Consider the following 14,426-nt stretch of genomic DNA (forward strand, 5'->3'; position numbering starts at 1 on the left):
GACACCAGCCCCGCGTCCGGACGCTGAACGTGATGTGACCGACCTTCATCTCCCGCTCGACCGGGCCGCGGGACGGCTCTCCGCCCAGATCGCCGCGGGATTCCGCGCCGCCGTGCGGTCCGGCCGGCTGACCGCCGGGACCCGGCTGCCCTCCAGCCGCGACCTGGCACGCGACATGGACGTCTCGCGCGGCGTCGTCGTGGCCGCCTACGAGCAGCTCACCGCCGAGGGGTTCCTGGTGGCCCGGCGCGGCGACGGCACCCGCATCGCGCCGCTCGCCCGTCCCGATGCGGGCGGCCCGGCACTCTCCTACCCGATGCCCTCCGACCCGGAGGACGGGCCGTTCCGGGGGGCGTGGGGGGTCGTCCCCCCACAAGGGACCGGGCCGTTCCACCGTGGGGGTGAGCCGTTCCCCTGCGCGGCGGCGGACGACGCGCACGACTACGACCTGTCGCCCGGCAATCCCGACCTGTCGGGCTTCCCGCGGGACCGCTGGCTGGCCGCCGCCCGTGCCGCGCTGCGCACGCTGCCGCACGACGCGCTCACCTACCCCGACCCCGCGGGCGTCCCCGCGCTGCGCGCCGAGCTCGCCGGGTACCTGTGCCGCGTCCGCGCCGCGCACGCCGACCCCGGCCGCGTAGTGATCATGAACGGGGTGGCGCACGGGCTGTCGGCCCTCGCCGGCCTGCTCGGGGCGGACGGCCACACGACGCTCGCGGTGGAGGACCCGACCAGCGTCCGGCAGCTGCCGATGCTGGAGGCCGCCGGCGTCCGGACGGTCCGCATACCGGTCGACGGCGAGGGGCTCAGCGTCGAGGCGCTGGCGCGGTCGGGCGCGCGCGCGGTGCTGGTCACGCCCGCGCACCAGTACCCGACCGGCGTCGTCCTGTCGCCGTCCCGCCGCGCCGAGCTGATCGCGTGGGCCCGCACCGTCGACGGCGTCGTCATCGAGGACGACTACGACGCCGAGTTCCGCTACGACCGGGAGCCCGTCGGCTGCCTCCAGGGCGTCGACCCTGACCGGGTCGTCCTGCTCGGCTCGGTCAGCAAGTCCCTCGCCCCCGCTCTCCGCCTCGGCTGGGCGGTCGCCCCGCCGGACCTGGCCGCGCGCCTGCGCGCCCACCGCGGGCGGACCGACCTCGGCGCGCCCGTCCTGGAGCAGCACGCGCTCGCCGAGTTCCTCCGCGGCGGCGCCTACGACCGGCATCTGCGCACGATGCGGCGCCGGTACCGGACACGCCGGGACACGCTCGCGGCCGCGATCCGCGAGAACATTCCCGGCGCCGTGGTTCACGGCGTCTCCGCGGGCATTCATCTGTACGTGGAGCTTCCCCGCGGATGCGACGAGGACCGGGTCGTGGACGCCGCCGCCCGTGCCGGTGTCTCGGTCGCCGGGGCCCGTCCCATGCGCTCCACGGGCCGCGCGGACGCCGCCGCCCCGGCGCTCGTCCTGGGCTACGCGCGGCTCGGCGAGGCGCGGCTGGTCAAAGCGGCGGAACTGCTGGGGCAGGCGATTGCCCCCGATGCTCGTGGGTAGGACCACGGTCCCCGGTGTAGGAGGTATGGATGAGTCTGGAAGAGGCCGCGCGGCAGCTCAAGATGGCCGGTCACGATGCACAGGTGGCCTTCGACTGCGTGGGTCTCGGTGACCTGGAGCGCGCACAGGAGCACGCCGTCACCCTCCGCGCGGCGGCCGACGCCGCCGAGGTCGCGCTGAGCCGCGCACTGCAGGACATGACGCCCGAACAGGCTCAGCTGGAGGGCGAACGCGCCATCATCGCCCTAGAGGACGCGTGACCGGGCCGGCGCGAACCCCCCGGCGGCCGCGAGGACGACGAGGATCAGCAGCCCGGGCACGATGAAGGCCAGGCGCAGCCCGTGGTCGGCGCTGACGGGGGCGATGGCGCCGACCACGGCCGCGCCGAGCACGAATCCGACATAGTTGAAGATGTTCACGCGTGCGACGGCGATGCCGAGCCCCGTCGGATCGACCCGTCCGGCGGCGGTGAAGGCCACGGGCGCGATCACGCTGAGGCCGAGCCCGGCGACCGCGAACGCGATGATCGCGACGGCCGCGTCCGGGGCCGCCACCACCCCGGCCATCCCCGCGATGCCGACGATCCCCCCGAGCCGCACCACCCGGACCGGCCCCGACCGGCGCACGGCCAGGTCCGCGACCGCGCGGCCGGCCACCATGGCGACCTGGTAGGCGACGTAGCCGAGCGGCGCCACCCAGTCGCTTCCGGCCAGCTCGTCGTCCAGGTACTTGGCGCCGTAGCCGGAGATCGCCGAGTCCGCCAGATACGCGACGGCCATCGCCGCCCCCACGACGAGGATCGGCCGCCACGGGACGCTGTGCCCCGCGGCCCTGAGCTCCTCGGCCGTCGGGCCGTCGCCCTCCTCCGCGCGCCCGTAGAGCAGATGCCCGGTGGCGAGCGAGACGGCGGCGCCCACGCCCGCCGCGATGGCGAACCCGGTGAACAGCGAGAGGTCCGCCTTGTTGGCGAGCGACGCCCACAGCCCCCCGGCGATCCCCGCGACGCTCCACACCGCGTAGAACCCGGTGATCAGGCTGACCCCGTACCGCCGCTCGACGGCCACCGCCTGCGCGTTCATCGACGCGTCCACCGCGCCGACGAACAACCCGAACAGCGCGACCGCCGCGTACAGGGCCAGATCGTCGTCGCCGGTGAGCCCGATCACCGCGATCGTCGCCGCCACGGCGGGCTGGGAGACCCGCAGCACCGTCCCGCTCCCGACCCGCTGGAACAGCGCCCCCGACACGACGCTCCCGACCCCCGCGACCAGCGGCACCATCAACAACACCAGCGAGAGCGTGGCGTCGCTGAGGTGGTGCTCCTCCTGCATCCGCGGAACCTGCGTCACCAGCGACGCGAAGCACAACCCCTGCACGGCGAACGCCGCATACGCCCCGTACCGGGCCCGACGGTCACGACCACCCACCAGCCCCGCCTCCCGCCAAAACATGAAAAGTATTCGCGAGAGCCTAGCTGGCTTTCACCAGCGCTACCGTCTCGTCAGTCCACGAGCCTTTTGCGCATTCCGCGGACGGCGATCAGCCACATGAGGGCGGCGAAGAGGACGAGGGCGGCCAGGTGGCCCAGGTCGGCCAGGGGGTGCAGGCCGAAGACCGCGTGGCGGACCAGTTCCACGCAGTGGTAGAGGGGGTTGGCCTGGGCCGCGTTCCGGGCCCAGCCGGGCAGTGCGCCGACGGGGAAGAAGGTCCCGGCGATCAGGAACAGGGGCGTCACCACGCCGGTGATCACGTAGTCGAAGGAGTTGATCGACGGGACGATCGAGGACGTCCACATCCCGAAGAGGCCGAAGCCCAGGGCGGCGAAGAAGGAGACGAACGGGACGAGGAGCATGCCGAAGGACGGGTCGAGGCCGAAGAACAGCGCCACGACCAGCGGCGTGCACGAGTAGATCGACGACTTGGCCGCGATCCACAGGGCTTCGGCCGTGACGAGTTCGTGGACGTCGACCGGGGCGGCCAGCATCGCGTCGTAGGTGTGCTGGAAGACGCGCCTGATGTAGCCGTTGAACATGCCCGGGAACACGGAGGTGAACAGCACCGCCGTGCCGACGACGCCGGTCGCGACGAAGTCGAGGTAGCGGTAGTCGCCGATGGCGGCGACCATCGAGCCGAACCCGTAGCCGAAGGCGAGCAGGAAGAACGTCGGCTCCACCATCGAGGCGAACGACTGCGACTTCCAGTAGCGCTTGTAGAGGGCAAGCTCGTGCCGCCAGATCCCCCGGACGGGCGCCAGCTCGAACCGCCGCAGCCGTGGCGCGCGCTCCGTGGTCATTCCACACGCTCCCCGGTGAGGACGACGAAGACGTCCTCCAGGCTGGACGCGCGGCGGACCCCGTCCGGGCCCAGTTCCTCGTCCAGGGACGGCGGGATCGTCTCGGCCTTCAGCACCGACACCGACGGGCCGGTGCGGCGGGTGGGGAGTCCGGCGCCGCGGGCGAGCCGCTCGACGTCGGAGAGACGGTCCGGCGGGCCGTAGTGCTCGACGGCCCGCTCCCCGGCGTGCTCGGCGACGAGACGGGCGGGCGTGCCGCGGGCGATCACCTTGCCGTGCGACATCAGCGCGCACTCGTCGGCGAGGCGCTCGGCCTCCTCGATGTAGTGCGTGGACATCAGGACGGTCGTCCCCGCGGCGCGCAGCCCGTCGATCAGGCCCCACAGCTCCGCGCGGACCTGCGGGTCGAGGCCCACGGTCGGCTCGTCCAGCAGGACGAGGGCCGGGCGGTGCACCAGGCCGCGCGCGATCAGCAGGCGGCGCCGCATCCCGCCGGACAGGTCGTCGACCTTGGTGAGCCGCCGTTCGGTGAGGTGGGCGAGGGCGAGCGCGTCGTCGACGGCCTGGCGCCGCGACCGGCGCGGCACCCGGTACAGGTGCGCGAAGACCTCCAGGTTCTCCTGGGCGGTGAGCTCCTCGTCGAGGTTGTCCTGCTGGGGCACGACCCCCATCGCGGCCCGCGCGCGCTTCGACTCGCGGGGGACCGGGAAGCCCAGCACGCGTATGGTGCCCTCGTCCGCCAGGGCCTGCGCGGTCAGCAGTTTCATCGTGGTGGACTTCCCCGCGCCGTTGGGGCCGAGGAGCCCGAGGCAGCTCCCGGCGGGCACCTCCAGGTCGAGCCCGTCCACCGCGGTGAAGTCACCGAAACGCTTGACGACGCCGCGCAGGCTGATCGCGGGCGTCGCCCCGCCGTCCCTTTGCACCGTCATGCCCGTCACCCTAGGTAGGGGGCCGCGGGAACCCCACTGGTTTTCTCGGGCCGGGCAGTCCGGCCGCTACTCTCTAGATGTGGACATCCCCCGTCGTCCGGCCGCCGAACAGCCGACGCGCGTCCGCGACCTGCGCGCCTCCGACGCCGACCGCGAGCGTGTCGCGTCGGTGCTCGCCGAGGCCCTCGCCGACGGGCGGCTGACGGCCGAGGAGCACGCCGACCGCGCGTCCCGCGCGTACGAGGCCCGGACATTGGGGGAGCTGACGGGCCTCACCGGCGATCTCAGCCCGGAGGAGGCGCAGCCGATCCTCGTGGACGACCGGCCGGTCTCGGTGGTCTTCGGCCGGACGCGCCGCGAGGGCCGCTGGGTCGTGCCGGTGAAGCTGCCGCTGCTGGCCCTGTTCGGGACGGTCGAGCTGGACCTGCGCGAGGCCGTCCTCCAGCGGCGGCACATCGTGCTGGACTCGCTGGTGCTCGGCGGGCGGATCCGGCTGCTGGTCCCCGAGGGCGTCCGCGTGGACGTGACGGGCCGCACCATCCTCAGCACGCGCGAGGTGCGCACCCGGCCCGCGTCCGACGGGCCGACGATCGAGGTCGGCGGCACGCTGGTGTTCGGCTCGGTGCGGGCCAGGGCGCCCAGACGCTCGCTCCGCGACCGTGTGCGGGGACGGCTCGGCCGCGGGCGGCAGGGCTGAGCACCTCGGCGGCGGACGCCGCTCGGGCGCCGCTAGGGCGTCCGCGGCGGACGCCGCTAGGGCGTCGGCGAGGCGGACGGCTTGGGGCTCGCTCCCTGTTTGACCAGGGGCTTCAGGGACGCCGCCAGGATCGCCAGCTCCTCGTAGGAGGCCGTGCCGGTCACCACGAGGCTCACCCCGTCCGGCAGGGTCCGCGCCAGCGAGTTCGCCTTCTTGTCCTTGCGGTGGTACTTGGTCCAGGTGACCCCGCCGACCTGCTGCGTTCCCAGCGGGTTGCGGTTGTTGGTCATGCGCGGGACGTAGTCCGACGCCTTCTCGTTGCTCTGCTCCAGCGCGGCGTACTCGTCGCTGGGCGTCACGAACCCCAGATGCCAGGCGACGGGCTTCTTCCCGGCCTCGTCGAGGCCGTGCAGCCGGGAGCTGGTCGGACGCCAGCCGGGAGGGAGCCCCTCCGGCGCGTACGCGGTGTAGGGCGCGTCGTTGCGCATCGCCCACAGCTGCGAGCCGTAGTCGACGGTCGGCAGGACCTCCTTGTTGCTGCGCGGCGTGATGACGAAGATCGCCAGCACGATCAGCAGGCAGGCGCCCATCGCCATCGTGAAGCCGCCGAGCCCGGTGGTCAGCCGCTTGTGGACGGCCGGGGACACCGGGATGGGCGCGGGCCCGTCCTCCGGTCCCGGGCGGCCGGCGCCCGTGCCGGGGCCCGCGGCGGTGTCCTCGGCGCCCTCGGCGGGGGCGGGGATCTTGTCGGTCACCCCTCCAGGATCCCGCACGGTCAGCGCTGCCCCGTACGGGGGTCCGTACGGGGGTTCCTGATCGTGCCCAGGATCCCCATGACCTCGTCGGCCAGCTTCCGCGCGGCGCCCTCGTCGTCCATCAGGGAGATCTCCGACACGGCGCCCGCCATCGCCCCGGTCAGGACCATGACCAGGGCGTCGTCCACCCCGCCGTCCTCGGTGTGGAAGAGCGCGGCGTTGCGGCGCGCCCACTTGTCGAGGCGCTGCCGCATCACCCGGTCGAACCCGGGCGGGCCGTCCCCGGAGATGAACAGCCGGGCGACGGCGCGCTCGGCCACGCAGCCGTCGAGGTAGGCGCCCGCCCCGGCGATGAACTGCCGCATCGGGTCGGCCTCGCCCGCCTCCCGGAGGGCGTTGATCGCTTCCCGGGTGCGCTCCTGCTGCCCGGCCTGGAACTCCTCGAACAGCGTGAGGTAGAGGTCGGCCTTGCCGTTGAAGTGGTGGTAGAGGCTTCCCACGCTGGCGCCGGCCTTGGCGACGATGTCGGTCACCGCGGCCTGCGCGAAGCCGGACTCGCAGAAGACGTCCCTGGCCGCGGCCAGCAGGGCGCTGCGGGTCGCGGCCCCCCGGTCGGAGGTCCGCGCGGGGGCGTCGGCGGCCCGCGCGGCGCCGCCCTGGGCCACCCCGCCGGATGAGACGTCGATGTCGCTGCTCATGAGGCTTGAGATTACGCCCTCTCGCGCGGGGGAAACGATTTCATGCTCGTCGGCCGCCGGATTCCGTCTCCCGGTGTTGTCCCGGCGTCCACCGGGCACCGGCTCTGGTCTGGTCCAATTTGTCGGCCGCCGTCCGGTCCACAGAGAATCCGAGTGACCACCGACCTAAGGGGCGCCCCGCCATGACCGACGACACCACCGTCTCCTCGCCGCTGGAGACCGAGCCCGCCGCGCCGGACCGCAACCTCGCGATGGAGCTGGTCCGCGTGACCGAGGCCGCCGCCATGGCCGCGGCCCGCTGGGTCGGGCGGGGCGACAAGAACGGCGCCGACGGGGCCGCCGTTAACGCCATGCGCCAGCTGATCAACACCGTGTCCATGCGGGGCGTGGTCGTGATCGGCGAGGGCGAGAAGGACAACGCGCCCATGTTGTACAACGGCGAGGAGGTCGGGGACGGCGGCGGCGCCGAATGCGACGTCGCGGTCGACCCGGTGGACGGGACGCGGCTGACCGCGCTCGGCATGAACAACGCCATCGCCGTGCTGTCGGTGGCGCCGCGCGGGTCGATGTTCGACCCGTCCGCCGTCTTCTACATGGAGAAGCTGGTCACCGGGCCGGAGGCCGCCGACGCCGTCGACATCGAGCGGCCGATCGCCGACAACATCCGCGCCATCGCGCGGGCCAAGGGCTCGTCCCCGCACGACGTCACCGTCTGCATCCTGGACCGGCCGCGGCACGAGGGCATCGTGAAGGAGGTCCGGGAGGCGGGCGCCCGGATCAAGTTCATCCTGGACGGCGATGTCGCCGGCGCGATCATGGCGTCCCGTCCGGGCACGGGCGTCGACCTGCTGCTCGGCATCGGCGGCACGCCCGAGGGCATCATCGCGGCCTGCGCGATCAAAGCGCTGGGCGGCGTCATCCAGGGCCGCCTCTGGCCGCAGGACGAGGCGGAGCGGCGCAAGGCGACCGACGCGGGCCACGACCTCGGCCGCGTGCTCACCACCGACGACCTCGTGACCTCCGACGACGTCTTCTTCGCCGCGACGGGGATCACCGACGGCGAGCTGGTCGACGGCGTCCGCTACAGCAAGGGCACCGCCGTGACGCACTCCCTGGTCATGCGGGCGCGCAGCGGCACCATCCGCACCATCTCCAGCGAGCACCAGCTCAGCAAGCTCCGCGCCTACAGCTCCATCAACTTCGACACGGCGGTCTAGCTTGCCTTCCGGCCCGGCCCGCCCGCCCGAGGGCCCGCGGGCCGACCGGACGGCCCTGAGCGCCGCACCACGCCCCCGCGTGGTCGCGGCGGGCCGCCGCCCCGTGCGGGATCAGAAGGGGGCGGGGGCGCCGGCGCCCCCGTTGTCGGGCGGGGTCATGGCGGCGGCCAGGCGGGCGCGGGCGCCCTCCAGCCACTCCTCGCAGATCGCGGCGAGCTTCTCGCCCCGCTCCCACAGGCCCAGGGACTCCTCCAGCGTCAGCCCCCCGGCCTCCAGCCGCTTGACGACGTCGGTCAGCTCGTCCCGTGCCTGCTCGTACGACAGTTTCTCTTCGGCCACCGCCCCACCCTTTCATCCCGGGGGGACGCTTTACCCGCCCCCCGCGGATCGTCAGGACGTCCCGTCGCCGGAGACCGTCACGTCCAGGCGCCCCCCGGTGAGCCTGACGAGGAGCCGCTCGCCGTCCTCGGCGTCGGCGGGCTCCCGGACGACCGTCCCGTCACGGCGTTGGACGATCGCGTACCCGCGTTCCAGCGTCGCGGCGGGGGACAGGGCCAGGAGGCGGGCGCGGGTGTGGGACAGCTCGTCGCCGGAGCGGTCGAGGGCGCCGGCGATGCAGCGGCGCGTCCGGTCCCGGAGGGCGAGCACCCGCTCGGACTGGCGCTCCACCTCCCGGACCGGATCGGCCAGCGCGGGACGCGACCGGACGGCCTTCAGCCAGGCCAGCTCGCGTTCCACGCCGCCCGCCAGGCAGCGGCGGCCCCGGTCGCGGAGCTGCCGGACGAGCTGGAGCTGCTCCCGCACGTCCGGGACGGCCTTCTTCGCCGCGTCGGTGGGGGTGGAGGCCCGCACGTCCGCGACGAGGTCCAGGATCGGGCCGTCCTGCTCGTGCCCGATCGCGCTGATCACCGGGGTGCGGGCCGCGGAGACCGCGCGCACGAGCGCCTCGTCGGAGAAGGGCAGCAGGTCCTCCATCGCGCCGCCGCCGCGCGCGATGATGATCACGTCGATGGCGGGGTCGGCGTCCAGCTTCCGCAGCGCCTCCATCACCTCGCCGACCGCGTACGAGCCCTGGACGGCGGTGTTCTCCACCTGGAAGGCGACCGCGGGCCAGCGGCGCCGCGCGTTCTGGAGGACGTCGTGCTCGGCGTCGGAGTCGCGGCCGCAGATCAGCCCGATCTTGGACGGCAGGAACGGCAGGGGCCGCTTGCGCTCGGGCCGGAACAGGCCCTCGGACGCCAGGACCTGCTTGAGCCGCTCCAGGCGGGCCAGGAGCTCGCCGACCCCGACCGGGCGGATCTCCAGCACGCTCAGCGAGAACGTCCCGCGGTTGATCCAGAAGTCGGGCTTGGCGTGCACGACGACGCGGGCGCCGTCGGTCACCGCCGGGCCCGCGGCCTCGACCACCGTGCGGGGCCCGACGACCCGCACCGACATGTTCGCGACCGGGTCCCGCAGCGTCATGTAGACGGTCCCGCCGCGCGCGTTGAGGTCGGTGATCTGGCCTTCGACCCAGATCCGTCCCAGCTTGCCGATCCAGCCGCCGACCGCCTGCAGGACGGTCCGCACCGGGACGGGGGACTCGGCCGTGGTCTCCATCGCCATGCCGGAAGCCTACGGTGTGGCGCGGGTGTGACCGGCGGAACACCCGGCACCCCGGAAATGCTTGGACACCCTAACTTAGATTGGCTAAGTAATGAGGAGAGCGACCGTGACCGTTTCCGATCGCGAGCTGGCCGAGCTGCTCAACCTGCGCCTGCGCCACGTCGTGCTGATGCTGCGCCAGGCGGGGGCGGACCAGCCCATCACCAGCCAGCAGCTGTCGGTGCTCGGCTCACTGGAGCACGGGCCGCGCCGGATGACGGAGCTTGCCGCCGAGCACGGCGTCCGGCTGCCGACCATGACCGCCCAGATCAACCGGCTGGAGCGCGACGGCCTCGTCGAGCGCGGCCGGGACGGTGCCGACGCCCGCGTCGTCACCGCCCGGCTCACCGCGGCGGGACGCGGGCAGCTGGCCGCCGGGCGCGCGCGGCGGATCGACTTCCTGGCCGGACGGTTCGCGGTTCTGACGGACGAGGAGCGCGCGGCGGTCGCCGCGGCGCTGCCCGCCCTCGACAAGCTCTTCGCCTCCCCCTGAGCCCGGCGGGGCCGGGGACGGCGAACGGCCCCCCGGGATCCCGGGGGGCCGTTCATTCCGCGCCCTCTGGGCGCTCCACAGCGCCCGCGTCAGTTGAGCCCGTTCAGCTTGGCGATGCGGTTCTCGTACATCTTGATCACTTCGGGACGGGACGCGTGCTTGCGCTCGTACTCGCGCAGCAGCTTCACCTGGTCGGCCGACAGGCCCCGCAGGCGCGCGCGCAGCTGCGGCAGGGTGGCGGCGTCGTAGTCGGGCACCGGAAGGTCCTTGGCGGCCTGCTCGGCCTCCGCCTGCGCGGCGGGCTTGACCTCGGGCTTCGGGTCGAACGCCGCCTTGTCTGCCACTCTGTCTGCCACGTTGCCCGCCTTCTGGCCGTCCGCGTCCGCGGCGTTGCCCTTCGGCTCCGGCTTCGGAGCAGGCTTCGGCGAGGGGTCCGGGGTGGGCCTGGGGGCGGGCTTCGCCTGGGCGGCCGACTCCGGCCCGGGCCGGTCGACCTCGGGCTTCGGAGCGGGCTTGGCCACCGGCTTCGCCGGCCCGGGCTCGGGACGGGCGTGCTTGGGCGCGTGCCCGGCCTCGGCGGGCTTGCCGATGGAGATCTCGCCGTCCTTGTGCCCGCCGGCGTGCCGCGGGGCCGTCCGGTGCTCGTCCGTCTCCGGTCCGGGCTCGGGCTCTTCGCCGCGGACCCGCTCCACCACGCGCCCGGCGAGCCGTCCCGCCGTGTTCTGGACGTCGGTGCGGAGCCGGCCGATCACCGGCCGCACACCGCCACCCTCCGTGATCTCCTTGTAGTCGCGGGTCACCCGGTCACTGAGGAGCAGGGCGCGGCCCACGCCGAACATGGCGAGCCGGACGGCGTGCAGCGGGAGGTCGCGGACCTGCTCGCCCACCGTGTCCCGGACCTGCTGTTTGAGGCGGCGCGGCGATCTCGTCATCGTCTTTCCTCTTCCTGCCGTCCCGACACGGGAGAGGGTCGGACGGCATCGTCTCGTCGGTTTTCACTTTGCCCCATGGGTGCGATCGTGGTCACCCCGGGTTAACGGATTTCTGTCCGGGGGCCGCGTGGAGTGGGTCACACAGCGGGCTTCACCAGGGCTTCCGGCCTCGCGGCACCGGGACACGCCGAACCGGACGCCTTGTCCCGCCCAGCACGGAGCGGAGGGGACGACTCGTACGATAGACCCATGACCAACAGCCAGCGCCGTGTCCTGCTCGCCAAGCCGCGTGGTTACTGCGCGGGCGTCGACCGCGCCGTGCAGACGGTCGAGATCGCCCTGGAGAAGTACGGCGCGCCGATCTACGTGCGCAAGCAGATCGTGCATAACGTCCACGTCGTCAAGACGCTGGAGGAGCGCGGGGCGATCTTCGTGGACGAGACCGAGCAGGTCCCCGAGGGCTCGATCGTGGTGTTCTCCGCCCACGGCGTCGCCCCCGTCGTCCACGAGGAGGCCCGGGGCCTGGACCTGCGGACCATCGACGCGACGTGCCCGCTGGTGACCAAGGTCCACAAGGAGGCCGTCCGTTTCGCCGCCCAGGGCTACGACATCCTGCTGATCGGCCACGAGGGCCACGAGGAGGTCATCGGCACCACCGGCGAGGCCCCCGACCACATCCACCTGGTGGACGGCCCGGACGACGTCGCCAACGTGACCGTCCGCGACCCGGAAAAGGTCGCCTGGCTCTCCCAGACCACCCTGTCGGTGGACGAGACCATCGCCACCGTCGAGAAGCTCCGCGAGCGCTTCCCGAAACTGACGGACCCGCCCTCCGACGACATCTGCTACGCCACCCAGAACCGGCAGGTCGCGGTCAAGGAGATGGCGGCCCGGTCGCAGCTCGTCATCGTCGTCGGCTCGACCAACTCCTCGAACTCGGTGCGCCTCGTCGAGGTCGCCAAGGAGCACGGCGCCGACGCCGCCTACCTGGTCGACTACGCCGAGCACATCGACCCGGCCTGGCTGGAGGGCGTCACCACGGTCGGCGTCACCAGCGGCGCCTCCGTCCCGGACGAGCTGGTCCAGGACGTCCTGGCATGGCTGTCCGACCGTGGCTACGGGGAGGCCGAGGAGATCGAGTCCGTCCAGGAGAGCATGCGCTTCGCGCTCCCGCACGAACTCCGCAAGGACCTCCGCATCACCCCGGTCTGACCCGCGGGCCGGGGTTGCTTCAGGACGATTCGTCCCATTGGACCGGGTCCGCGTTCTCCTCCTTCTCGAAGAGGCGGACGCCGACGAGCTTGCCGCGCAGCTCCCGCACGTTCGCCGGGAGCCCGCGGAAGAGGCCGATCACCAGCACCAGCAGCGTCCCGAAGAACAGCCAGGGCGCGGTCGCGGCGAGCGACGTCAGGACCCCGACGGTCAGGCCGCGCAGCAGCGACCCGTCGCCGAGCGTGTCGACGAGCACCGCGGTGAACGTCGCGGCGAAGAACACCAGCGGCGGGCTCACCGCGAGGGTCAGCAGGTCGGCGGGCCGGGTCGCGAACGCGGCGAGCGCGCAGCCGGCCGCGAAGCCGCCGCCGGCGAGCAGGCCGACGCCGAGCCAGCGCGAGAGCAGCGCGCACGCCAGCCCGGTGGCGAACATCACCACGATCCCGCCGCGGCCGGTGAGGGTGACGGGCGCCGTGGACGCGGCGTCCGAGCGCGCCCGCGAGGACGCACCGCGCTGACGTCGCACTGGACCCCCTGGGGCCGGCGACGCGCCCCCCGGCGCGTCGTCCACCGTCGAGTTGCTCATTGCCACCTCTCTCGCTGATCGAGCTGATCAGGGATGGCCCGTCCGGCGAAACCTACCGGTTCGCCGTCGTGATCGCCGTCGTGCTCGTCGAAGGGCTCCTCACCGAACGGGACGCCGGGCGCCGGTACCTCCGGGCCCTGCTGGTCATGGGGCTGCCCGTCGTCGGGCTGCCGTTTTCCTGACTCGTGGTCGCCGGGTAGGCCGTCGTGGGTCTCGTGGTCGTATGCGGTCAGCTCGGCGGCCGAGAGCGCGCGCGGGCTCTCCTCCACCGGCTGGGGGGCGCTCAAGGAGTTCTCTACAACGCCCAGTTCGTTCAGGCGGCGGGCGCTGACGAGCACGCGCGTCTCCAGCGAGCCGACCGTCCGGTTGTAGGACTTGATGGCGCCGGTCAGCGCGCGCCCCAGCTCGTCGACGTGCTGGCCCATCGTGCCGAGCCGCTCGTACAGTTCCTTGCCCAGCTCGAAGACCGCGCGGGCGTTGCGGGAGAGGGCGGCCTGCTGCCAGGCGTACGACGCCGTCCGCAACATCGTGATCAGGGTGGTCGGCGTGGCGATGTGGACGCGCCGCCTCATCGCGTACTCCAGCAGCCCGGGGTCGCGGTCGAGCGCGGGGGCAAGGAACGCCTCACCCGGTATGAACAGGATGACGAACTCCGGCGCCGGGCTGAACGCCTGCCAGTACGACTTGGCGGCGAGACGGTCGACGTGGTCGCGCAGGTGCCGGGCGTGCGCGTCCAGCCGCACCGGGTCGCCGCTCTCCGCCGCCTGGAGGTAGGCGGCCAGCGACACCTTGGAGTCGACGACGACGTTCTTGCCGCCGACCAGCCGGACGACCATGTCCGGCCGGACCGTCCCGTCGGCGGTCGCCGAGCTCGCCTGCTCGTCGAAGTCGCAGTGGTGGGCCATCCCCGCGATCTCCACGACGCGGCGGAGCTGCAACTCGCCCCAGCGGCCCCGCGCCTCGGGCCGCTGCAGCGCCCGGACCAGCGACTGGGTCTCACGGCGCAGCTGGTCGGAGCTCTGCCGGACGAAGTCGACCTGCTTGGCCAGCATCGCGTGCGACTCGCGGCGGCCCGTCTCGACCTCGCGGAGCTGCTCCTCCACCTTCGCGAGGGTCTCCCGCAGCGGCGCGACGAGATGCTCGACGGCCTGCTGGCGCCGCTGGAGCTCGCCCGCCGCCTCGGCCCCGGCGGCCTTGAGCCGCGCGTCCGCCAGTTCGAGGAAGCGCTGGTTGCTGGCGTCCAGGGCCCTGGCCGACAGGTTCTCGAAGTGCTCGGCCATCCGCTCCTCGGCGTAGGCGAGCTTCTCCTCCGCCGCCCGCGCCCTGGCGATCAGCGCGCCCTGCCGCCCCGTCGCCAGCGCGTACCCGGCGACGGCGCCGAAGACGGCGCCGACGAGGAGTCCGGCGAACAGCGCGAGATCCATCCGCTCATC

At 73.3% G+C, this 14,426-nt stretch carries 16 protein-coding genes; 6 read left to right on the plus strand and 10 right to left on the minus strand.

Annotated elements, in window-relative coordinates; all coding sequences use genetic code 11:
- Window positions 1-34 precede the first annotated feature (34 nt).
- Both pdxR and AGRA3207_RS28980 read left to right on the plus strand, forming a co-directional pair.
- Complete coding sequence (gene pdxR / locus AGRA3207_RS28975; protein ID WP_231330223.1) at window positions 35-1,537, plus strand: MocR-like pyridoxine biosynthesis transcription factor PdxR; 1,503 nt, start codon at window positions 35-37, stop codon at window positions 1,535-1,537.
- A 29-nt stretch (window positions 1,538-1,566) separates the two neighbouring features.
- Window positions 1,567-1,797 (plus strand): hypothetical protein, encoded by a 231-nt coding sequence (locus tag AGRA3207_RS28980; RefSeq protein WP_231330225.1) that lies wholly within the window; start codon window positions 1,567-1,569, stop codon window positions 1,795-1,797.
- On the opposite strand, the gene AGRA3207_RS28985 is transcribed toward AGRA3207_RS28980, so the two are convergent.
- The 3 genes from AGRA3207_RS28985 to AGRA3207_RS28995 all read right to left on the minus strand — a co-directional run bounded on the left by AGRA3207_RS28985 (window position 1,783) and on the right by AGRA3207_RS28995 (window position 4,759).
- Complete coding sequence (locus tag AGRA3207_RS28985) at window positions 1,783-2,964, minus strand: MFS transporter (RefSeq protein ID WP_231330226.1); 1,182 nt, start codon at window positions 2,962-2,964, stop codon at window positions 1,783-1,785. The two genes, AGRA3207_RS28980 and AGRA3207_RS28985, sit on opposite strands and share 15 nt — an antisense overlap.
- A 74-nt stretch (window positions 2,965-3,038) precedes the next feature.
- Window positions 3,039-3,830, minus strand: coding sequence for an ABC transporter permease (locus AGRA3207_RS28990; RefSeq protein ID WP_231330228.1), 792 nt, complete (start codon window positions 3,828-3,830; stop codon window positions 3,039-3,041).
- Window positions 3,827-4,759 carry an ABC transporter ATP-binding protein gene (locus tag AGRA3207_RS28995; RefSeq protein WP_231330229.1) on the minus strand — a complete coding sequence of 311 codons (933 nt, stop codon included), beginning with the start codon at window positions 4,757-4,759 and terminating at the stop codon, window positions 3,827-3,829. The genes AGRA3207_RS28990 and AGRA3207_RS28995 overlap by 4 nt, the downstream gene beginning before the upstream one ends.
- A gap of 79 nt (window positions 4,760-4,838) precedes the next feature.
- On the opposite strand from AGRA3207_RS28995, the gene AGRA3207_RS29000 reads away from it, so the two are divergent.
- On the plus strand, window positions 4,839-5,456 hold the full coding sequence (locus tag AGRA3207_RS29000) for a DUF1707 SHOCT-like domain-containing protein (RefSeq protein ID WP_231330231.1): 618 nt from the start codon (window positions 4,839-4,841) through the stop codon (window positions 5,454-5,456).
- Between the two features lie 56 nt (window positions 5,457-5,512).
- Here the strand turns inward: AGRA3207_RS29000 and AGRA3207_RS29005 are convergent, their stop codons facing one another.
- Both AGRA3207_RS29005 and AGRA3207_RS29010 read right to left on the minus strand, forming a co-directional pair.
- Complete coding sequence (locus tag AGRA3207_RS29005; protein WP_231330233.1) at window positions 5,513-6,211, minus strand: DUF4245 domain-containing protein; 699 nt, start codon at window positions 6,209-6,211, stop codon at window positions 5,513-5,515.
- Window positions 6,212-6,231: 20 nt separating this feature from the next.
- Window positions 6,232-6,909 (minus strand): TetR/AcrR family transcriptional regulator, encoded by a 678-nt coding sequence (locus AGRA3207_RS29010; protein WP_231330234.1) that lies wholly within the window; start codon window positions 6,907-6,909, stop codon window positions 6,232-6,234.
- A 182-nt stretch (window positions 6,910-7,091) separates the two neighbouring features.
- Here AGRA3207_RS29010 and glpX point away from each other — a divergent pair, with 182 nt between their 5' ends.
- Window positions 7,092-8,126 carry a class II fructose-bisphosphatase gene (glpX, locus tag AGRA3207_RS29015; protein ID WP_231330236.1) on the plus strand — a complete coding sequence of 345 codons (1,035 nt, stop codon included), beginning with the start codon at window positions 7,092-7,094 and terminating at the stop codon, window positions 8,124-8,126.
- Between the two features lie 111 nt (window positions 8,127-8,237).
- On the opposite strand, the gene AGRA3207_RS29020 is transcribed toward glpX, so the two are convergent.
- Window positions 8,238-8,465, minus strand: coding sequence for an exodeoxyribonuclease VII small subunit (locus AGRA3207_RS29020; RefSeq protein ID WP_231330237.1), 228 nt, complete (start codon window positions 8,463-8,465; stop codon window positions 8,238-8,240).
- A gap of 51 nt (window positions 8,466-8,516) precedes the next feature.
- Window positions 8,517-9,731: an exodeoxyribonuclease VII large subunit gene (gene xseA / locus AGRA3207_RS29025; protein WP_231330239.1), complete on the minus strand. Its 1,215-nt coding sequence runs from the start codon at window positions 9,729-9,731 to the stop codon at window positions 8,517-8,519.
- Window positions 9,732-9,837: 106 nt separating this feature from the next.
- Between xseA and AGRA3207_RS29030 the strand changes: the two genes are divergently transcribed.
- A complete protein-coding gene (locus tag AGRA3207_RS29030; RefSeq protein WP_338028227.1) occupies window positions 9,838-10,263 on the plus strand; it encodes a MarR family winged helix-turn-helix transcriptional regulator in 426 nt (141 codons plus the stop codon).
- A gap of 89 nt (window positions 10,264-10,352) precedes the next feature.
- On the opposite strand, the gene AGRA3207_RS29035 is transcribed toward AGRA3207_RS29030, so the two are convergent.
- Window positions 10,353-11,195, minus strand: a complete 843-nt coding sequence (locus AGRA3207_RS29035; protein ID WP_231330240.1) for a DUF8129 domain-containing protein — start codon at window positions 11,193-11,195, stop codon at window positions 10,353-10,355.
- 249 nt (window positions 11,196-11,444) lie between these two features.
- Between AGRA3207_RS29035 and AGRA3207_RS29040 the strand changes: the two genes are divergently transcribed.
- Window positions 11,445-12,407 carry a 4-hydroxy-3-methylbut-2-enyl diphosphate reductase gene (locus AGRA3207_RS29040; RefSeq protein ID WP_231330241.1) on the plus strand — a complete coding sequence of 321 codons (963 nt, stop codon included), beginning with the start codon at window positions 11,445-11,447 and terminating at the stop codon, window positions 12,405-12,407.
- 19 nt (window positions 12,408-12,426) lie between these two features.
- Here the strand turns inward: AGRA3207_RS29040 and AGRA3207_RS29045 are convergent, their stop codons facing one another.
- Together AGRA3207_RS29045 and AGRA3207_RS29050 are read right to left on the minus strand one after the other, a co-directional pair.
- Window positions 12,427-12,933 (minus strand): DUF6542 domain-containing protein, encoded by a 507-nt coding sequence (locus AGRA3207_RS29045; RefSeq protein ID WP_231330242.1) that lies wholly within the window; start codon window positions 12,931-12,933, stop codon window positions 12,427-12,429.
- A 56-nt stretch (window positions 12,934-12,989) separates the two neighbouring features.
- On the minus strand, window positions 12,990-14,417 hold the full coding sequence (locus AGRA3207_RS29050; protein WP_231330243.1) for a DNA recombination protein RmuC: 1,428 nt from the start codon (window positions 14,415-14,417) through the stop codon (window positions 12,990-12,992).
- Window positions 14,418-14,426 lie beyond the last annotated feature (9 nt).

This window comes from Actinomadura graeca, assembly GCF_019175365.1.
Classification (GTDB): domain Bacteria; phylum Actinomycetota; class Actinomycetes; order Streptosporangiales; family Streptosporangiaceae; genus Spirillospora; species Spirillospora graeca.